Annotated in this window: 18 protein-coding genes; 10 read left to right on the top strand and 8 right to left on the bottom strand. The window is 68.1% G+C overall.

The annotated features are described in order from the left end of the window. Window positions 1–91: 91 nt before the first annotated feature. Window positions 92–631 carry a carboxymuconolactone decarboxylase family protein gene (locus tag FFS72_RS09480; protein ID WP_137873683.1) on the bottom strand — a complete coding sequence of 180 codons (540 nt, stop codon included), beginning with the start codon at window positions 629–631 and terminating at the stop codon, window positions 92–94. Beyond that, on the bottom strand, window positions 628–1,488 hold the full coding sequence (locus FFS72_RS09475) for an SDR family NAD(P)-dependent oxidoreductase (RefSeq protein ID WP_050065537.1): 861 nt from the start codon (window positions 1,486–1,488) through the stop codon (window positions 628–630). The genes FFS72_RS09480 and FFS72_RS09475 overlap by 4 nt, the downstream gene beginning before the upstream one ends. Before the next feature lie 195 nt (window positions 1,489–1,683). Between FFS72_RS09475 and FFS72_RS09470 the strand changes: the two genes are divergently transcribed. Further along, the gene (locus FFS72_RS09470; protein ID WP_137873682.1) at window positions 1,684–3,048 is read left to right on the top strand and encodes a hypothetical protein; all 1,365 of its coding nucleotides are present in this window, start codon (window positions 1,684–1,686) and stop codon (window positions 3,046–3,048) included. Window positions 3,049–3,051: 3 nt separating this feature from the next. Here the strand turns inward: FFS72_RS09470 and ramB are convergent, their stop codons facing one another. Together ramB and FFS72_RS09460 are read right to left on the bottom strand one after the other, a co-directional pair. Further along, window positions 3,052–4,470 carry an acetate metabolism transcriptional regulator RamB gene (gene ramB / locus FFS72_RS09465; protein WP_137873681.1) on the bottom strand — a complete coding sequence of 473 codons (1,419 nt, stop codon included), beginning with the start codon at window positions 4,468–4,470 and terminating at the stop codon, window positions 3,052–3,054. Between the two features lie 131 nt (window positions 4,471–4,601). Beyond that, the gene (locus FFS72_RS09460; RefSeq protein ID WP_137873680.1) at window positions 4,602–5,441 is read right to left on the bottom strand and encodes a TetR/AcrR family transcriptional regulator; all 840 of its coding nucleotides are present in this window, start codon (window positions 5,439–5,441) and stop codon (window positions 4,602–4,604) included. 140 nt (window positions 5,442–5,581) lie between these two features. Between FFS72_RS09460 and FFS72_RS09455 the strand changes: the two genes are divergently transcribed. From FFS72_RS09455 to FFS72_RS09445, 3 genes are all read left to right on the top strand, one after another. Beyond that, on the top strand, window positions 5,582–6,496 hold the full coding sequence (locus FFS72_RS09455; protein WP_249353210.1) for an ATP-binding cassette domain-containing protein: 915 nt from the start codon (window positions 5,582–5,584) through the stop codon (window positions 6,494–6,496). Beyond that, window positions 6,493–7,317, top strand: coding sequence for an ABC transporter permease (locus tag FFS72_RS09450; protein ID WP_171018610.1), 825 nt, complete (start codon window positions 6,493–6,495; stop codon window positions 7,315–7,317). Before FFS72_RS09455 ends, FFS72_RS09450 begins: the two co-directional genes overlap by 4 nt. Before the next feature lie 195 nt (window positions 7,318–7,512). Continuing rightward, the gene (locus tag FFS72_RS09445) at window positions 7,513–8,151 is read left to right on the top strand and encodes a vWA domain-containing protein (protein ID WP_171018609.1); all 639 of its coding nucleotides are present in this window, start codon (window positions 7,513–7,515) and stop codon (window positions 8,149–8,151) included. Window positions 8,152–8,274: 123 nt separating this feature from the next. Here FFS72_RS09445 and FFS72_RS09440 read toward each other — a convergent pair whose 3' ends face one another. The 3 genes from FFS72_RS09440 to FFS72_RS09430 form a co-directional block, all read right to left on the bottom strand. Then, window positions 8,275–9,054: a hypothetical protein gene (locus tag FFS72_RS09440; protein WP_137873678.1), complete on the bottom strand. Its 780-nt coding sequence runs from the start codon at window positions 9,052–9,054 to the stop codon at window positions 8,275–8,277. Window positions 9,055–9,188: 134 nt separating this feature from the next. After that, the gene (locus FFS72_RS09435; protein ID WP_137873677.1) at window positions 9,189–10,103 is read right to left on the bottom strand and encodes an MBL fold metallo-hydrolase; all 915 of its coding nucleotides are present in this window, start codon (window positions 10,101–10,103) and stop codon (window positions 9,189–9,191) included. A gap of 16 nt (window positions 10,104–10,119) precedes the next feature. Further along, window positions 10,120–10,485, bottom strand: a complete 366-nt coding sequence (locus FFS72_RS09430) for an Imm51 family immunity protein (protein ID WP_137873676.1) — start codon at window positions 10,483–10,485, stop codon at window positions 10,120–10,122. 448 nt (window positions 10,486–10,933) lie between these two features. Between FFS72_RS09430 and aceA the strand changes: the two genes are divergently transcribed. The 3 genes from aceA to metE all read left to right on the top strand — a co-directional run bounded on the left by aceA (window position 10,934) and on the right by metE (window position 15,754). Next, window positions 10,934–12,223 carry an isocitrate lyase gene (gene aceA / locus FFS72_RS09420; protein WP_050065544.1) on the top strand — a complete coding sequence of 430 codons (1,290 nt, stop codon included), beginning with the start codon at window positions 10,934–10,936 and terminating at the stop codon, window positions 12,221–12,223. Window positions 12,224–12,404: 181 nt separating this feature from the next. Then, window positions 12,405–13,301 (top strand): 3-hydroxybutyryl-CoA dehydrogenase, encoded by an 897-nt coding sequence (locus FFS72_RS09415; protein ID WP_137873674.1) that lies wholly within the window; start codon window positions 12,405–12,407, stop codon window positions 13,299–13,301. Between the two features lie 167 nt (window positions 13,302–13,468). Continuing rightward, window positions 13,469–15,754: a 5-methyltetrahydropteroyltriglutamate--homocysteine S-methyltransferase gene (gene metE, locus FFS72_RS09410; RefSeq protein WP_137873673.1), complete on the top strand. Its 2,286-nt coding sequence runs from the start codon at window positions 13,469–13,471 to the stop codon at window positions 15,752–15,754. A 162-nt stretch (window positions 15,755–15,916) separates the two neighbouring features. Here the strand turns inward: metE and FFS72_RS09405 are convergent, their stop codons facing one another. Further along, window positions 15,917–17,428: an endoglycoceramidase I gene (locus tag FFS72_RS09405; RefSeq protein ID WP_249353209.1), complete on the bottom strand. Its 1,512-nt coding sequence runs from the start codon at window positions 17,426–17,428 to the stop codon at window positions 15,917–15,919. A gap of 153 nt (window positions 17,429–17,581) precedes the next feature. On the opposite strand from FFS72_RS09405, the gene FFS72_RS09400 reads away from it, so the two are divergent. From FFS72_RS09400 to FFS72_RS09390, 3 genes are all read left to right on the top strand, one after another. Then, window positions 17,582–18,622: an NAD(P)-dependent alcohol dehydrogenase gene (locus FFS72_RS09400; RefSeq protein WP_137873672.1), complete on the top strand. Its 1,041-nt coding sequence runs from the start codon at window positions 17,582–17,584 to the stop codon at window positions 18,620–18,622. 131 nt (window positions 18,623–18,753) lie between these two features. Further along, a complete protein-coding gene (locus FFS72_RS09395) occupies window positions 18,754–19,320 on the top strand; it encodes a type 1 glutamine amidotransferase domain-containing protein (protein WP_137873671.1) in 567 nt (188 codons plus the stop codon). Window positions 19,321–19,396: 76 nt separating this feature from the next. Next, entirely contained in the window at window positions 19,397–19,651 is a 255-nt protein-coding gene (locus FFS72_RS09390; protein WP_137873670.1) for a hypothetical protein, read from the top strand. Window positions 19,652–19,670 lie beyond the last annotated feature (19 nt).

The following is a 19,670-nucleotide window of genomic DNA, read 5'->3' as shown; positions in this document are numbered from 1 at the left end:
GGAGACCTCGTCGTTGACAACGTCACACGGGCTTGCCCTCACGCGGTCCGGTGTGAGCACAGCGGCGCGACCACCCCTCGGGGTGAATGGATCAGCGGAACGTGTCGCGGTCGATGCGTAGCGCCGTGATGGTGGTCGCGAGCATGTCGTACTGGCCGACGAGCAGGACGAACTCGATCATCCCGCGGTCGTCGAGGTGCCGTGCGAGGCCCGCCCAGGCGCCGTCGGAGACATCCTTCGTCGCGATCAGGTCGTCGACGACGGCGAGCATCGCGCGGTGCCGGTCACTCCAACCGCCCGCCTCCGGACCGATGAGCACGTTCGCCAGCAGTTCCGCCGTGACGCCCGCGCGCCGCCCCAGCCGGATGTGGTGGTCCATCTCGTAGGTGCAGTCCCGCAGGTGTGCGACGCGCAGGATCACCAGTTCCGTCTCGTGCCGGGAGATCCTGCCGCCGGGCCGCAGCACCGTCGCCGCGAAGTGCAGCCAGCCGCGGTAGGTGCCCCCGGCGCGGCCGAGGGTACTGAACAGCTTCGCGTCCGCGGTGCCCGACGCAGCCGAGACCACCCGCCAGACCACCCAGTTGGCGGGGCCGAGGCGGCGCAGCCGACCCGGCTCGATCCGGGCGCTCATCGGGTTCGGTCCGGAAGGTGGGTGGTGAACCGCGGCCGTTCGGTGCGGGCGATCGCCAGAGCCGCCGCCATCGTCGGCTGGCGACGCAGGTCGACGACCCGCTGCGCCGGCGCCCTCAGGTGCACGAGCCCGCCGACCCACCCCGGTGCGTAGATTCGTCTGCGACGCAACGCGATCCCCCTCTCCAGAGCGGTCACCGCCGTGTCCAGCGGCGACATGCTCGTGAACATTCCCGACCATCTGATCTTGTCGGCGGCCGCGCTGTCCAGTCCGATCGCCACCATCTCGGTGTCGATCTCGCCGAGATAGCCGACACCGACCCTCGTTCCGAGGTGACGCATCTCCACCCGCAGCGTGTTGCCGAGTGCCTCGACGGCGGCGGACGTCGCGTTGTAGGCGCCGCGCAACGGCAGGTGCACGGCGGCCGCACCGGCCGTGACCAGCAGTGCGTAGCCGCCGGGGTGGCCAAGGTGCTCACCCGCGGCGCGCAGCGTGTGATAGGTGCCCATCAGGTTGACGTCGACGGTGTGCCGCAGCACGTCGGGGTCGCCGCCCAACATCGGCAACTGCGCCCCGACGCCCGCGTTCGCCACCACCACGTCGAGCCCGCCGAGTTCCTCGACCAGTTCGGAGACGGCGGCATCGACGCCCTCCCGGTCGCGGACGTCGCAGTGTCGCCACGGCGCTCGACCACACGTCACCGCGACCTGTTCGAGCAGTTCCGGTTCCAGGCCGAGCAGTGCGACGCGCGCGCCGCGCTGATGGAGGCGTCGGGCGAGGGCACCGCCGATGCTGCGTGCCGCCCCGGTGACGAGCACCCGGCGGCCGGCCAGGAGTGCCTGCGGATCGCGTGCCATGGCGCCTCCTCGACGTCGGTGGTCCTTGGTTCGGTAGGAAGCTAGCACCGCGTCCGCGGCGTCCGAGGGACATTGCAACCAGTCGGGACGGCCCGGCGAAACTCCGGACGCAGCGCAGATGTGTCAGGCTGAGCGGCTGGTGTGTCAGTGTGACGGACACCGATGCCGCGAGTGTCCCGATCGCAGGAGGGTTCGATGGCCACGCTGACCGTGTCGCCTGCCGACAACCCGGTCGCGTTCGTGCCGAGTGGCGTCCGCGAGACCAGGCCGGTGACGGTCGTGTGGGACACCGAACTGTTGTCGTCCGGGCGGCTCAGCCGACGTGTCGACGGAGGCGGAGACGAACCGTTCGGGGCGGGTCGGACCGGATCGGCGGTCACCGAAGTCGCCCTGAATCAGACCCAGACGTTCACGCTTCGCTCCGGTGTCGGGCAGGTGTTGGCGACCCTGGTCCTGACGACGGTGCTCGAGACGGCTCCGGTCGCGCTGGCCCCGACACAGCGCATCGATGTCAGCCGGGCGGTCGTCGGGGCGGACTCGGTGCACCTGCGGTGGAGCACAGCCCTTCCCGTCGCCTGCTGGGCGGAGATCACCGCACCCGGCCGGAGGCCGGGATTCGCGGGGACGGACCGGGGGACGGTGCACCAGGCACGGTTCGACGGGCTCGACCAGGACGCCGACTACACGGTCCGGCTTCTCGCGGAGGGTGCCGCCGGCCGCTACCTCGGCGCCGTGCACACCGGATACCGCCCGAGCGGGGGACGCCCGGCATCGCGGGAGGTCGCCGGGAGGTGGATGCCGGACCCCGAGGTGTTCCGACGTCTCCGCCTGCGCGGTGTCGTCGACGTGGGTCAGTCAGGCGTGGTGGCCGACCGCACGGGCACCGCGCCGACGCCGGCCGGTCCCGTCGAGCTCCACCTGTCCGCCGACGGGGAGCTCCGCATGGCGGGGACGTCGGGCGCCGCGGCCGGGCAGGTCGTGGGCGGTCCGCTGCGGCCGGGCTTTCACATCTGTCCCGTCGGATCCGCGGTGCTGCTGGTCGGCGTCACCATCGACGGCGAATTGGTGTCGTGCCTGCTCGACCCCGGCCGCGACGACTGCACGTGGCGACGTCTCGGTGTGCACGAACCGCGATCGGTGGCGACCGCGCCGTGCCCCGGCGGTGTGCAGGTGGTGGTGGTGACGCACGACGGGGGAGTCCGGAGTCGAGTTGTGTCGGACGCAGTCGCCGAGGACTCCTGGGAACTGATCGGCGACGGCGCCGCATCCGTTGCGGTCGCCGCGTACGGCGGTGTGGAGCCCGCGGTGGTCACCACGACGCCCGACGGCGCGGTTCGGCTACGGAACCGCAGTGCCGACGGGGCGTGGGGCGCCTGGATCGGACTCGGGTCCGTCGAACCGGGTCGGCATGCGGTGCACTGGGAATCCGAACACTGCCTTGCCGTCACCACCGTCGACGACGACCACGCCGTACACGTCCTGACCCGACCGCGGTCGCCCGGACCCGGGCACCGCACCGCGTGGGTGAGCGTGGGAACCCTGTCCGCGCTCGACCAGTAGTCGTCAGGTGTCGGCGATCAGGTACGGCGAGACCGAACTGCGGTGTTCGTTGATGTCGAGTTCCTTCCCGAGTGGCGGGAAGGCCCGCTGCGGGCAGTTCATCCGCTCGCACACCCGGCAGCCGGCGCCGATCGGGGTTGCGGCAGCATCGGATTCGATGTTCAGGCCGTCCGCGTAGACCGTGCGGTGTGCATGCCTCAGTTCGCAACCGAGGCCGATCGCGAACGTCTTGCTCGGCTGGCCGTACCGCGACGCGCGACGCTCCACGGTGCGCGCGACCCACAGGTAGTTGCGGCCGTCGGGCATCTGCGCGATCTGCGTCATGAGCTTGCCCGGGTACGCGAAGGTTTCGTAGACGTTCCACAGCGGACAGGTGCCGCCGCTGGACGAGAAGTGGAAACCGGTGGCGGACTGGCGTTTCGACATGTTCCCGGCGCGATCGACACGGACGAACGAGAATGGCACCCCGCGCAGCTTGGGCCGCTGCAGGGTGGACAGTCGATGGCAGATCGTCTCGTAGGACTGGGAGAAGAACGCAGACAGGCGTTCGATGTCGTACCGGAAGTCCTCGGCGACGTCGTGGAACTGACCGTAGGGGAGGACGGTCGCCGCGGCGAAGTAGTTCGCCAGGCCCAGCTTCGCCAGTGACCGGGAGGATTCGGACGTGAAACTGCCCTCGTCGACGAGACTTTCGATGAGGTCGCCGTATTCCAGGTACGCGAGTTCGGCGGCGAACTTGAACACCTTCTGGCCACCCGACAGGTGGGGTGAGATCTCGAGGACGCGGGCGTCGGGGTCGTACCGGTGCAGGACACCCTCGCCGAGATCGATGCGCTGCACGATCTGGACGTCGTGCACGTTCTGCAGCCTCTTGGCGATCTCGCCCGCGACGTCGCCCCGGTGGAAGCGCATCCGGGCGGTGAGATCCTCCGCGGCCGTGTCGAGTTCATGGAGATAGTTCTGCCGCTGGTAGAAGTAGTCGCGCACCTCCTCGTGCGGCATCGTGATCGAGCCGGAGCCGCTGCCGTCGCTGTACCGGTCCTCGGTCGCCGCCGCGAGCTGCGCAGTGGTGTTGCGGTAGCGGCGGTGCATGTTGACGACCGCGCGGGCGAGCGACGGGTGCGCGGACACCATCTCGGCGAGCTCCTGCGGGTCCGCGTCGAACCCGATCTCCTGGTCGAGCGCGACCTCGCGGAGTTCGGCGATCAGCCGGGTGTCGTCCTGGGACGAGAAGAACGACGTGTCGACGCCGAACACCTCGGTGATGCGGAGAAGGACCGGAACGGTCAGGGGGCGGACGTCGTGTTCGATCTGGTTGAGGTAGCTCGCCGAGATCTCCAGCGTCTTGGCCAGCGCGGCCTGGCTCATTCCGCGTTCGGTGCGTAGCTGCCGGAGGCGTGCCCCGACGAAGGTCTTGGCCATTGCACCAGGTTAGATGCGTTCCACGGTCTTCGCAATCGAGCCTTTGCATGCTTAGCTTCCGCGTGCGCCGCCAGGCTCAACCGGCCCGTCGACGCCGTCGGATGCAACGCCGAGGCCGGGAAGTGCAGCGATCAGTCGGATGGGTCCGGCGGCGCCGGGCAGTCCGTGTCGGGATCCGGCCACGGCACCGCCATGCAGTCGTCGAACGAGGGAATCGCGCTGCCGCCGGACTTCTCGATGAGGAGTTCGATGGTGTCGAGGAGTGCTCCGATGCGCAGTTCGAACGGTGTCGCTCCGTTGTCGAAGGCGCCAACGGTCCACAGTCGTGTCATCGTCGGATAGCGGCTCGGCTCGAAGGTGTTCTGCCAGAAGTCCGTTTGGGACGCCCAGTAGGCCTCGTAGTCGGTGCCCTGACGGCTCACGTCGGCGTCTTCGGCGGCGGCGGCCCGCGCGAACCCGGACACCGCCTGGTTGACGATCGCGATCGTCTCGACTACCTGCCCCGCGGTGAGTCCGGTGTCGACGAGAATCCGAAGGCCGGACTCCTCGGCGTCGAACACGTTCGGCGCCAGCGGCATTCGCCATGTATTGACGGACAGCAGCCAGGGATGTGTGCGCAGCAGCGACCAGTATCCGCGGGCGTAGGCCTCCAGCGCGGGACGCCACGGGAGTTCCCGGTCGGGGAGGTCGAAGTCGGCGTAGGCGCGGTCGATCATCGCGTCGACGAGGTGTTCGCGACTGGGGACGTGGGAGTAGAGCGTCATCGTCCCGACGCCGAGCGCTCGCGCGACCGACCGCATCGACACCGCATCGAGGCCGCTCGCATCGGCGACAGCGACGGCTGCGTCCACCACCTGGGCGCGGTTCACGCGAGCGGGCCTCCCGCGGGTGGCCGCCGGTGCCGGGTCCTCCCAGAGGGGCGCGAAGCGCTGGTTGTCCGCCGCGGGCGTCTCGGGTGTCGCGTCGCTCATGGAACCTTCCGGAAAAAATGCCGTTGCGCGGATTTCTCGTGCAGCGTACCGTAAATCTCGTGACTGAATCGGTACGGCGTACGGAAAATGCGATTCGGGCGAGGGGGCTCACGAAGACCTTTCGTCGCAAGAAGGAGACCGTGGAAGCGGTCAAGGGCGTCGACCTCGATGTGAAACAGGGGGAACTCGTCGCGTTCCTCGGCCCCAACGGGGCCGGGAAGTCCACCACGATGCGGATGCTCACCTCGGTGCTGAGCCCCACGTCCGGGACCGCGGAGGTCGCCGGCTGCGACGTCGTCCGCAACCCCGCCGACGTCCGCGCGCGCATCGGGTACGTCGGGCAGGGCAACGCGGGCGGCTACTCGTACCGGGTGGGAGACGAGCTGCGCAACCAGGCGCGGTTCTACTCCGTGCCCGCCGACGTAGCACGCCGACGCTCCGCCGACCTGCTCGAGGCCCTCGAACTGACGGGGATGGAGAAGCGGACGGTGCAGTCGCTGTCCGGTGGCCAGCGTCGACGCCTCGACGTCGCGATGGGGCTGATGAACCATCCGAAGCTGCTGTTCCTGGACGAGCCGACCACCGGGCTCGATCCGCACGCCCGCGCCAACCTGTGGGACCACGTGCTCCGGCTGCGGGAGCAGAACGAGATGACACTGCTTTTGACCACCCACTACCTCGACGAGGCCGACGCGATGGCCGAACGGATCGTGCTCATCGACCACGGCACCGTCATCGCCGACGCGACGCCCGCGGTGCTCAAACGCGACTATGCCGACGACGTCGTCACCGTCGAGCTGGTCTCGGGCGAGGGCGTCGCGGCAGCGCGGTCGGTGCTTCCGTCCGCGGTCACCGGTGTCACCGAGACCGTCACCGACGGCGGCGCGGTGCGCCTCGCGCTCACGACGCACAACGGTCCGGAACTCGTTCCGCCGCTGCTGCGCACGCTCGACTCGGCCGGTGTGGTCGTGGCGTCCACCGATGTCAAACCCGCGTCGCTCGACGACGTGTTCCTGAACCTGACCGGCAGGTCCCTGCGCGAGGAGGCGGCATGACCGACGTCATCACCCGAACCGAGACAACGCCCTACCCCGTCGCCGACCGCTCCCGCGTCGGAAAGTGGCTGCACGACACCGGAGCCGTGTTCACCCGCGAGATCCTCGTAGTCCTGCGGGATCCCTTCTCACTGATCTTCTCGCTGCTGCAGCCCCTGGTGTTCCTCGGCCTCTTCGGGCCGCTGCTCGACGGGATGCTCGGCGCGGGCGGGATCGAGGGCGAGTCGGCCCTGCAGTGGTTCCTGCCCGGCGTGCTCGTGATGATCGCGATCTTCGGCACCGGCATGGTCGGCGGCAACCTGCTGTACGAGTTGATGACCGGCGCCTATGAACGGATCCTCGCGACCCCGCTGGACCGCTCCTCGATCCTCGTCGGCCGCGCGCTCAAGGAGTTCGCGCCCCTCGTCGTCCAGGCCCTGCTCATCACCGTTGTCGCGATCCCGTTCGGGCTCACGTTCTATCCGCTGCACGTCCTGGTCGGGCTGTTGATCCTCGGCGTCTTCGGGATCGGCCTCGGTGCGCTGTCGTACGCACTCGGACTCGCGGCGAAGGGCCGCGAGTGGGTGTTCTGGGGAGTGCAGCAGTCGGTGATCTTCCCGCTGCTGCTGCTCGCGGGCATGATGCTTCCCCTCGAGGCGGGACCGGGCTGGATGCAGGCGGCGTCGAAGGTAAACCCGCTGACCTACATCGTCGACGCCGAGCGCGCCCTGTTCACCGGCATCATGTGGGACGCCGACGTCGCATGGGGGATCGTCGCCGCGCTCGTCACGTGCGCGGTCGGGCTGTGGGTCGGAATCAAGGCGGTCATGCGGAGCATCTGACGCGGTCGCACATCCCCTGTGCACACACCTTCCGGAGTGTGCGCAGGGGATTTCTGCGTGGATCTGCCGTGTGGCAGCGCCACAAGGCCTGCGCAGAGCGGATGTTCGGCGGACGTGTCGGTGGCTGATGGCATCCTGCAGGGCTGGCCACCAGGCGGCGCCGATCCGTCGGCCCGAACGCTCCCAGGAGTTCCCATGACGAACCCGAATCTGACCCTGATCGCCGTCCTGCTCGACCGGTCGGGGTCGATGCAGTCGATCAAGTCCGACACCGAGGGCGGGTTCGACGCCTTCATCGCCGAACAGCGCACGCAGCCTGGCGACGCGATCGTGACGCTGGCCCAGTTCGACAACGACTACGAGCGGGTCTACACGTCGATCCCGATCGACCAGGTACCGCCGCTGGAACTGCGCCCGCGGGGCAGCACCGCGCTGCTCGACGGAATCGGACGGCTGACCACCGAGATCGGTGAGGAGCTCGCCGCGCTTCCGGAGCACGAACGTCCCGGGACGGTGATCGTCCTCGTCGTCACCGACGGTGAGGAGAACTCCAGCACCGAATGGGCGCTCGACGCCGTGAAGGCCGCGATCACGCGGCAGGAGAGCGAGTTCGCGTGGGACTACGTGTTCCTCGGCGCGAACATCGACGCGGTATCAGTCGGCGCGGGAATGGGCTTCGCCCAGGACAAGTCGATCACCTACGACGCGTCCGGCCAGTACGTCGGCGCCGCGTACTCGGTGACGGCCGACTACGTCAGCCGCAAGCGCAGCGCGCCGCTGGGTGCACCCGTCGCGGGCTTCTCGGACTGGGACCGTGCAGTGACGCGGGAGTAGGCGACATCCGTCGTCGCACCACCCCTGCACACACACCGTGTGGAGTGTGCACAGGGGTGATCGGCGTCGAATCGCCCTGCGACTGAACGAAAAGGTTTGTGCAGCGGGGGTTCCGGTGACCTGTCAGCTCGCGGGCACCATCTCGACGGTGGACTCGTCGAACTCCGGGAGGTCGAGCGGCTCACCGAAACCGAAGTACGTCTTGACCTGGGAACCATCGTCCTCCTTCACCAGGTAGCCGGCGTCGCTGACCCAGTAGTGCAGCTCCGCGGGGACCTGGGACGCGAGGGCCTCCCGCGTCACCGTGCCCGAGGACACCAGGGCGTCGGGGATCGCCTGCAGTGCGAGGTCGACCATGACGTCGCGGTCGGGAGTCACGACGAAGTGAGTCGCCTGTGAGCCGTTCACATCCTCGGCGCCGTTCTCGACGATGTCCGTCGAGCTCACGATCACCTTCTTGACCCAGTCGATGTCGAAGGACTTCGCCAACATTCGGGTCATCCCCTCGTCGGCGGGGGCGCGGTACCAGGTCCCCGCCTTCGCGCCGTTCGTGTCCTTGGCGAACCGCACGTAGACGACGTTGTCGCGCATCAACACGCTACTGACGGGCGAGGACGAGTCGTTCTCCATCGACGAGTAGGTCACCCGCTTCGAGTAGTCGAGCTGATTCTCCGTCGAGATGCCGTTCGCGACGGACGAGACGCGAATCGGCCCCGCCGCCAACGTGTTGACCACCGCCGCCTCGAGCCGCTCGGCGGGCGTCGCGGACGCCGACAGTTCGACGACCGGCGCCGGTGCCGCGGTACTCGACGCGTCACCGCCGCACCCCGTGACGGCGGTGGCCACCGCCGCGGACAGCAGCGCGGTGGCGAGTAGACGTCGAACAGGCAGGTGGGTGCTCATGCGTTCACTTTCGGGTCGGTTCTGTCGAGTGTGCGGTGCGGTCGTGGACTTGGACGCACCATAGGGTGCGGCGGTTCCGTTCGAGAAGTGCACCACGGCGCGGATCGCGCGGTGGGCAACGAAAACCCTCGGTGTCAGGACCAGGGGTGCTCGCGAGCGAACGCGTTGGGGAAGGAGAGTGTGACGCCGTCCCGATCGGCGAGCCGGGCCAGCACCGTCATGGTGCGGTCCAGGTCGTCTCCTGCGAAGGGCAGCGCGCGCAGCGGCTCGGTGAGGGGACGGAAGAAGTCGTCCCAGTGGATCAGAACCGCTCGGCGGGCGCCGACGGCCCGAATCGTCTCCTGCCAGTACGTCTCGATGTACTCGTCGGACTGCACCCCCAGCTGGCCGACCCCGAGGTACGCGATCTCGGCCGACTGCCCGGCGAGGGCCCCCGAAACGTAGCCGGCGCTGCCCTGGACCAGCGCCGAGCGGCCGGATGTGGAGTGGCGCACGATGATCGACCAGGCGTCGCCGCAGCGGAACGCGGACGCGCGAACCGGTGTCCGCACCGGAGCCGTGATGGTGCCGGGGAACCGGTCGGGTGGGCAGTGATGCGACGCGACGAACGTGACGTCGTAGCCGCCCAACCGCAGGGTGCTTCCGGGCTCCGCGACGACGATCCGCTCGGGAGGCAGTGGGTGCCCGTGGCCGATCTGCGCAGCCGACGGGCCACCGACGAGTGCCGCACCCGTTCGTTCGGCCACGACCGCGGAGTCCAGCGCGTGATCGAAGTGGGTGTGCACCGGGATCACCGCGTCGAGGGCGGTGATTCCGGCTCGGTCGAGGACCGCCGAGATCCGGGTGGGGTCGGGAGCGATGCGACCCAGCCCCACGCGTGCCATCGTCGGTCGGCTGAAGTACCCGTCGGTGAGGATCGCCGACGAGCCGTCGTCGATCAGCAGGCTGGACACACCGAGGAACGTGACGGCGAGGCCGTCGCGGGCCGGGGGCACGTCGAAGCGGTCGCGGTAGGCGGCGATGTCGGGGCGTCCCAGTCGCAGTCGCATCCCCGTGACCGTAGTCCTAGTCCTCGAAGCCGAGTTCTGCGGCGCGGTGGAGTGCGGCGTCGAGTGCGGCGGCGTCGACGACGAGGGTGTGCAGTTCCTTCGCTGCGACGAGCAGCGCGTCGGTGTCGTTGCCGTAGACGCTGACCATGCCGGCTTCCGGGTCGAACCCGACCGCACTCATCGACTCCGGCGACCTGTCGGTGAGGACCGCCTGGAGCGCGCCGGTGAAGTCGTATCCAGACCCCTCGATTCCGTGGGCGTCGAGCACGGAGCTGTGGCCGTGGTACTCGGGCCCGCCGGGGGAGTAGATGATGCTGGAGGCGGTGATTCCTGCCACGAATCGGACGGGTTCGAGGGCGCTGAAGTCGTCGGGGTGTGCCATGCCCGGACCATATCGAAGGTCGCCGACACGAGCCGCGCGACTTGTGAAGGCCGCCCGGATTCGCTCCGATGCGAAGGTTTGCCCTCGGTGATTGCCCTCACATTCGGCGTGTCGACGCGTGAGGACGGACGCATCGCCGTCTCGAGGGAGGTCCGCCGAGCGGACGATTGGTCTTCCGTTCGACAGGTGCCTCTGCCTGCGATTTCGCTACCTGACGGTAACTTACGTGCGACTGGAACCTGTTCTAGAACGGGTCACGGGCTTTGCAAAGTTAACAATACGGTTTGAGAAACTAGCCAAGGTTGGCATTCGCAACAGGTAGACGGCAGTTTTTGCCTGTGTCACTCTCGATAGGTACACAGCAAGGCCCTGGCAAGGATGCGAAGCCGTACGGACGTACTGGACGAGGTCCCCAACGGGCAGTTGATCCGAAGAGAGTGGAGTCTTGATGTCGACCACCGGCACCCCGAAGACCGCAGAGCAGATCCAGCAGGATTGGGACACCAACCCGCGCTGGAAGGGCATCACCCGCAACTACACCGCTGAGCAGGTCGTGAAGCTCCAGGGCAGCGTGGTCGAAGAGGCCACCCTCGCTCGCCGCGGTTCGGAGATCCTGTGGGACCTCGTCAACAACGAGGACTACATCAACTCCCTCGGCGCCCTCACCGGCAACCAGGCCGTGCAGCAGGTCCGCGCGGGCCTCAAGGCCATCTACCTGTCCGGTTGGCAGGTCGCCGGCGACGCCAACCTGTCCGGCCACACCTACCCCGACCAGAGCCTCTACCCGGCCAACTCGGTGCCGCAGGTCGTGCGCCGCATCAACAACGCGCTGCTGCGCGCCGACGAGATCGCCAAGGTCGAGGGTGACACCTCGGTCGACAACTGGCTCGCTCCGATCGTCGCCGACGGTGAGGCCGGCTTCGGTGGCGCCCTCAACGTCTACGAGCTGCAGAAGGCCATGATCGCGGCCGGCGTTGCCGGTTCGCACTGGGAGGACCAGCTCGCGTCGGAGAAGAAGTGCGGCCACCTCGGTGGCAAGGTGCTCATCCCGACCCAGCAGCACATCCGCACCCTGACCTCGGCTCGCCTCGCGGCCGACGTCGCGGACGTCCCGACGGTCGTCATCGCCCGCACCGACGCCGAGGCCGCGACCCTCATCACCTCCGATGTGGACGAGCGTGACCGCCCGTTCCTGGACGGCACTCGCACCGCCGAGGGCTTCTACGGCGTCAAGAACGGCATCGAGCCCTGCATCGCTCGCGCCAAGGCCTACGCCCCGTACTCCGACCTCATCTGGATGGAGACCGGTGTTCCGGACCTCGAGGTCGCGAAGCAGTTCGCCGAGGCCGTCCGCAGCGAGTTCCCGGACCAGCTGCTCGCCTACAACTGCTCCCCGTCCTTCAACTGGAAGGCGCACCTGGACGACGCGACCATCGCGAAGTTCCAGCGTGAGCTCGGCGCGATGGGCTTCAAGTTCCAGTTCATCACCCTCGCCGGCTTCCACTCGCTCAACTACGGCATGTTCGACCTGGCGCACGGCTACGCCCGTGAGGGCATGACCGCCTTCGTCGACCTGCAGGAGCGCGAGTTCAAGGCTGCTGCCGAGCGTGGCTTCACCGCCGTCAAGCACCAGCGTGAGGTTGGCGCCGGCTACTTCGACAGCATCGCCACCACTGTCGACCCGAACACCTCGACGGCTGCCCTGAAGGGCTCCACCGAGGAGGGCCAGTTCCACTAGGAACTGCCACCCAGTCACCCGCGGCGGCGCTTCCCCGGCGCCGCCGCACCGGTTGACGACTCATCGTTCACCCCGCCGCGGGACCAACAGCCCGGGCTCCGCGGCGGGGTTGGACAACCGATTCACCACAGTCTTCCTTCCCGCATGACGATGACGAGCCACCACACGATGAGGAGCTGACGTGACCAGCGAGAAGATTCAGCGCGTCGGCGTGATCGGCGCCGGTCAGATGGGCGCCGGAATCGCCGAGGTGTGCGCCCGTGCGCATGTCGACGTCCTGGTGTACGAGCAGACCCGCGAGCTCGCGGCCGCCGGACGCGCGCGCATTCTGCGCTCGCTCGACCGCGGTGTGAGCAGTGGAAAGATCACCGAGCGTGAGCGTGAGCAAGCCGCCTGGCGCCTCCGCTTCACCTCCGATCTCGGCGATTTCGCTGACCGGCAGCTCGTCGTGGAGGCCGTCGTCGAGGACGAGAAGGTCAAGAGCGAGATCTTCGCCGAGCTCGACCAGATCGTCACCGACCCGGACGCGGTCCTCGCCTCCAACACCTCGTCCATCCCGATCATGAAGCTCGGCATCACCACCAGCCGGCCCGAGCGTGTCATCGGCATGCACTTCTTCAACCCGGTGCCGGTGCTCCCGCTCGTGGAACTCGTCACCACCCTCAAGACCAGCGCCGCCGTCACGGCGCGCGCCGAGCAGTTCGCAGGCGAGGTCCTCGGCAAGCAGGTCGTCCGGTCCGCCGACCGTTCCGGCTTTGTCGTCAACGCGCTCCTGGTGCCGTACCTGCTCTCGGCCATCCGCATGGTCGAGTCCGGATTCGCGACCAAGGAGGACATCGACAAGGCGACCGTTCTCGGCCTCGCGCACCCGATGGGCCCGCTCGCGCTGACGGACCTGGTCGGTCTCGACACCGTCAAGTCGATCGCGGACTCGATGTACGAGGAGTTCAAGGAGCCGCTGTACTCCGCGCCGCCGCTGCTGCTGCGCATGGTCGAGGCGGGTCTCGTCGGCAAGAAGGTCGGCCGCGGCTTCTACGAGTACGCCGACAACGGGCGCGTGGCCAAGAAGGCCAGCTAGCGAGATCGGCACCTTCGGCGCCCGTGCGTGAATCTCCCCCAGTCGGGTAAGGAACGCGCACGGGCGCGAAGTGCATCGGCGACATGGGCGCGAAGCGCATCAGTGACATCGACGCGAAGCGCATCGGCGGCACGGCTGCGCAACGCATGAGGGAAGGGTCGACACGAATGTCAAGCAGCGCAGCTACTTACGGTTCCAGTGTCCTGGGATATCCCCGAATCGGCCCTCGGCGCGAACTGAAGCGGGCACTCGAGGCGTACTGGCACGGCCGGTCCACGCAGGCCGAACTCGTCGCGGTGGGACGTGACCTCCAGGAGCAGACGTGGAGTGAGCTCGCTGCGACGGGCCTGACGCAGGTGCCGGGCAACACATTCTCCTACTACGACCACGTCCTCGACAATGCACTGCTGTTCGGCGCGGTCCCGACCCGTTTCGCGCCCCTGAAGGGCGAGCTCGACGAGCTCGACTTCTACTTCACGATGGCGCGCGGTCGGCCGGACTTCCCGCCGCTCGAACTGGTCCGCTACATCGACAGCAACTACTACTACCGGCAGCCGGAGTTGGCCGAGTCGACGCCGTTCGCGCTCCACGCCGCCGCGCTGCTGGACGAGTTCGAGCGGGCGAAGGCGCGCGGCATCGAACTGCGCCCCGTGGTGCTCGGACCGGTGTCTCTGTTGCTGCTGTCCAAGGCGGGACCGGATGCGGCCGAGGGCTTTTCGCCTCTCGACCTGCTGGACCGCCTGCTGCCGCAGTACGCGGCGCTGTTCGAGCTCCTCGCGAAGGCGGGGGCGACCTGCATCCAGCTCGACGAGCCGATGTTCACGCAGGACCGCACGGCCGAGGATCTCGCGGCGTTGGAGCGGGCGTACCAGACGCTCTCGCACGCACCGCTGCGACCGCGCATCCTCGTCACCGGCCCGTACGGCAATCTCGGTGACGCACTGCCGATCCTGGCGAGCACGGGCATCGAGGCCATCGGGCTCGACCTGGTGTACGGCCGCGTGTCGCCCGACGAACTCGCGAAGATCCCCGGACTGCGGCGCAAGCGCCTGTACGCAGGCGTCGTGAACGGCCGCAACGTGTGGCGCGCGGACAACATGGTGACGCTGAAGTACCTGTCGCAGCTCACCGAGGTGATCCCCGACCTCGTGGTGTCGACGTCGTGCTCGCTGATGCACGTGCCCTGCGACGTGCTCGCCGAATGGGACCTCGACGGTGACGTCGCGGACCGGCTGGCGTTCGCGAAGCAGAAGGTCGGCGAGGTCGTATCGCTGGCGAAGGCGTTGACCGAGGGCCCGTCCGAACGGTGGCGCAAGAAGCCGACGTCGGTGCACTTCAAGCAGAAGCACGACGTGCGGGCGCGGGTCAACGCGATCCGCCCCGAGCAGCGTGTCCGCGCGCCGTACGAGGAGCGTCGCGACGCGCAGCAGGCTCGGCTGAACCTGCCGCTGGTGCCTGCCACCACCCTCGGGTCGTTCCCGCAGACCGACGAGATCCGCAAGGTGCGCTACGAACTCGGACGGGGCCGGATCGAGTACCCGGACTACGTCAAGCGCATCCAGGAGGAGATCGAGCGCACGATCCGCCTCCAGGAGGACATCGGGCTCGACGTCCTCGTGCACGGTGAGCACGAGCGCAACGACATGATCCAGTACTTCGCCGAACTGATGGACGGATTCGCGTTCACACACAACGGCTGGGTGCAGGCATACGGGTCGCGGTGCGTGCGTCCGCCGATTCTCTTCGGTGACGTGCGGCGTCGCGGGCCGATGACCGTGGAGTGGATCGGGTTCGCGCAGTCGCTGACGGACAAGCCGGTCAAGGCGATGCTCACCGGTCCGGTCACGATGCTGTCGCGTTCGTTCGTGCGGCAGGACCAGCCGCTGCACGAAACCGCGGACCAACTGGCGCTCGCCGTCCGGGACGAGATCGCGGACCTCGAGAAGGCGGGCGTCGCGATCATCCAGGTCGACGAGCCCGCGATCCGCGAGCTGCTGCCCCTGCGCGCGGGAGGCCGTTCGGAGTACCTGGGTTGGGCGGTCGACGCGTTCAAACTGGCGACCGGAGGAGCGAAGCCGGAGACGCAGATCCACACGCACCTGGCGTACACCAGCCGCATCGAGGTGGTGGACGCCATCGAGCGCATGGACTGCGACGTGACGGCCATCGTCGCCACCAGGTCCATCGACTGGGTGCTCGACGCGCTCAAGGAACGCAAGCTCACCCACGGTGTCGGTCCGGGCGTGTACGAGTCCCGTTCCGCGCGGATCCCCGACATCGACGAACTCGACGAACTGCTCACCGAGGCAGCCGAGTCGGTCGATCTCGACCGACTGTGGGCGAATCCCGACGGTGGCCTCAAGACCCGCCACTACTGGCAGTTGGAGCCGTCGCTGCGGAACCTGGTGGCAGCGGCTCGTCGACTGCGGCGCCGCGCGGCTCAGCAAGCCTGACGCTGCGAGAAGATCGTGCGTTCCGTACGCGGCCCGTGAGTGGTCGCGGCCGCGGACGGAACGCCCCGAGGGGCCCGGACCGCACCGTCGTCCGGGATGGAAAGGCCCCGAACCGATCCGTCGGTTCGGGGCCTTTCTGTGTCCGCGTCAGGGGGCGGGATGTCAGGATCCGGAGCTGCCGTCCGACGATGCCGCGGCACTGCCGGCCGCACCGGGCAGGTTCGTCCCGTCGGAGTCGGTGGAGTGGATCGAGACCGTCACCGCGGCGCCGGGATCCGCCTCCACCGTGACGATGCGTGCGCCCGGCGCAGAGGTGACGAGTCCCCCGTCGACGGCGACCACGACGCCCTCGGGGTAGTGGAGGTCGGAGACGTAGATTTCGGTGGGCTTCGCGGAGGCGCGTGCCGTGTACGTGTACCGGAAGTCGCCGCCGTCAGGGTTGAACTGCAGGGTGCCGGGGATCCCCGCCGTCGCCTGCGGGTAGGTGCGGACCAACTGCGATCCCACCCCGCCCCGGAACGGGTCGGTGCCCCCGCCGGGTCCGAACTTCGACCTGTAGTGCCAGTAGTGCCAGCCGATGAACCGCTCGTCGGCGCGGGCGACCGTCGCCGCCAGGACGTCCGGATCGACGTCGCCGAACTCGGTGACCAGCACCGGCCGACCGGTTCGGGCAGCGAGGGTGTCAACGTTGAACCACGTCTTGTCGTGTTGGGCGGGGCACGACGCTACGAGTCCGGTGGGGAGGCCGACGTAGATGCTCAGCTGGCTCGGAATGCAGTAATCGTGCACGGACAGGCCGATGTTCGGGTCGGTGATCGCCGGTGTGTGCGGAGGGTTGCCCAGGTTGCTGGGCATTGTCTCGTTCCAAGTCACGTTCGGCTCCCAGAAGACCGGCACGGTCGGGTCGGCGAGTCGGATGCGGTCGGTCAGCCGCTGCATCGCGTCCTGGTACTTGCGGTCGAATTCGGGGCATCCGTTCGGGAAGCACGTCAGGAACGGCGAGCCGGGCCACGGCTCGTTCATCAACTCGACACCGAGCACACCCGGCATTCCCTCGACGCGGTCCACCAGCGCGGCCAGAGCGGTACCGAGGTGATCGAGTACTCCGTCCTCGTTGTCCCACACGGCATCCCACGCGACGTTCATGCTGGGCATCAGGTAGTTCAGGGGGAAGCCCGGGTTCGGCTCCCACGACTGTGGGCGTGCACGGATCGACCATTCCGGGAAACCGTTGCCACCCCAGGGCTTTCCGATTCCGTCCTGGTGGTTGTCGAGAAGGACGGAGATGCCACGTGATCCCAGCATGTCGACGACCGTCGCGATCCGGTCGATGTAGGCGGGGTCGATCACGCCGCGGTCGGGCATGAGGCCGTCGAACGAAACCCCGAGTCGTACGGTGTTGAAGCCGTGCCCGGCGAGGAGATCCGCGTCGTCCGCGGTGAGGGTCAGGCCGTCGCCGGGGATGACGTACGGCGCCTCCTTGTCGACGTTGTTGACGCCGTGCAGGAGTACGACCCGGCCGAACTCGTCGACGATGTCGCCGCCCTGGATCTGGAGTCGGCTCTGTAAACCCTGTTCCGCGACGGCGGTCGCGGGTGTCGCGCAGAGAAGTGCCCCGAGAATCGCGGCGACCGCGGCGATCGGAGCGAAACGGATGGACGACAACCAGGGCACAGGCACTCCTTCACCGCCATGTTGGACAATTGTCCAGAAAGTGACGGAAGGTTAGCCGTTCGTTGTCGCCCATGCGGACGGATCGCCGAAATTCGCCTCCGAACGCAGGTGCCGCCGTTGCGGCTGATCGGTACCAGCGCTACACATAGGGGCATGCTCACCGTTTCCGCGTATGCCGCGAACTCCGCCGACGCACCGCTGGAGAAGACCACCATCGAGCGTCGGGACCTGGGTCCGCTCGACGTCCTCATCGAGATCAAGTACGCCGGGATCTGTCACTCCGACATCCACACCGCCCGCAACGAGTGGGGCGGAACCCGCTATCCCGTGGTGCCCGGTCACGAGATCGCCGGCTTCGTCACCGAGGTCGGGCCCGACGTGACCCGGCACAAGGTCGGCGACCGCGTCGGCGTCGGCTGCTTCGTCGACTCCTGCGGAACCTGCGCACCCTGCGAGGCAGGGGAGGAGCAGTACTGCGCCAACCGCGTCACCGCCACCTACAACTCCGTCGGCAAGGACGGAAAGGTCACCCAGGGCGGCTACTCCACCCACATCGTCGTCACCGAGGGCTTCGTCGTCTCCATCCCGGACTCGCTCGACCTCGCCGCCGCCACTCCGCTGCTGTGCGCGGGCATCACCCTCTACTCGCCGCTGCGGCACTGGAACGCGGGTCCCGGCAAGAAGGTCGCCATCGTCGGCATGGGCGGACTCGGGCACGTCGGCGTCAAGATCGCGCACGCGATGGGTGCCGAGGTCACAGTGCTCAGCCAGTCGCTGTCCAAGCAGGAGGACGGCCTGCGGTTCGGCGCCGATCACTACCACGCGACCGCGGACCCCGCGGTGTTCAAGGAACTGCGCAGCCGATTCGACCTGATCCTCAACACGGTGTCGGTCAACCTCGATCTCGACGCCTACCTGGGGACGCTCGCGCTCAACGGCACTCTCGTCCTCCTCGGCCTCCCCGAGAAGCCGATCTCCGTCCGCGCGTTCTCGCTGGCGGGTAACCGTCGCAGCCTCGCAGGCTCCAATGTCGGGGGCCTGCGCGAAACCCAGGAGATGCTCGACTTCTGCGCGGAGCACGGCATCGTCTCCGAGATCGAACTGATCTCCGCCGATCGGATCAACGAGGCATACGACCGGGTGCTGCGCAGCGACGTGCGCTACCGCTTCGTCATCGACGCGGCCACCTTCTGACACGCCCGCCCACGCGACTGTTCGGACGCAACTCGCCGCCGTGTGGTCGACGGGAAACCGCGACTCGTCGACCACGCGCGGGGGCGCATAATGAAAGTGACGCAGATCACGTCTGGTGAGGGGTCGAGACGATGCGCGGTCAACTGGACGGACATCGGGTGGCATTCCTTGCCGCCGACGGTGTGGAACAGGATGAACTGGTCGAGCCGCGACGCGCGGTCGAGGCGGCGGGTGGCAGCACGGAACTGCTGTCCATCGCACTCGGCGAGATCCAGGCGTACCGCGGCGACGTCGACGCTGAGGATCGGTTCCCCGTCGACCTGCTCGTCGGGCGAGCAGATCTCGACAGTTACGACGGATTGATCCTGCCCGGCGGTGCTCTCGGGCCGGACCGGTTGCGAACGGACGACCACGCGGTCGCGTTCGTGCGGCACGCGATGCACATCGGCAAACCGGTCGCGGCGATCGGCCACGGCCCCTGGCTGCTGATCGAGGCGGGTGCGGTGTCGGGCCGCACTCTCACCAGTTGGCCGAGCCTGCGGACCGACATCGTCAACGCGGGCGGCACCTACGTGAACGAGAAGGTCGTCGTCGACCGCAACCTCGTGACCAGCCGCGGCACGGCCGATCTCCACAGCTTCTGCACCGCGTTGGTCGGGAAGTTCACCCAGCAACCCGAGGCCGTCGGATGGAGATGATCGCCCTTGTCGCCTGCCGTTCGCCGGGCGTAGCGTCGGAATCCAGAGCCGTTTCCTCTACCGAGGAGGAGTGCACATGAAGCTTCATCTGTTCGCCGAGTGGATCGGCTACACGCTCGGTCTCCTGGCCGTCATCGCGTTCGCCTTGGCCATCGTCGCGGCGGCGTCCGGCTTCGCGGGGTGGGCGGTCGTGGCTGCGGTGACGTTCATGATCGCCGTGACGCTCGCTCTCGCCCTGGTCGGCGGAACCGTGCGGCACGACCACCGTCAGCGCAGGCACACGCCTCGTTTCCCGTTGCCCGGTGGCACCGCCTGGCCGGTCAAGCCCTGAACGTCCCGACTCCCCGCGA

Origin of the sequence: Rhodococcus sp. Q, from assembly GCF_005503035.1 — a bacterium.
GTDB lineage: Bacteria > Actinomycetota > Actinomycetes > Mycobacteriales > Mycobacteriaceae > Rhodococcus_G.
The sequence above is the reverse complement of the archived record's forward strand: the minus strand, read 5'-3'. Positions and strand labels throughout refer to the sequence as shown.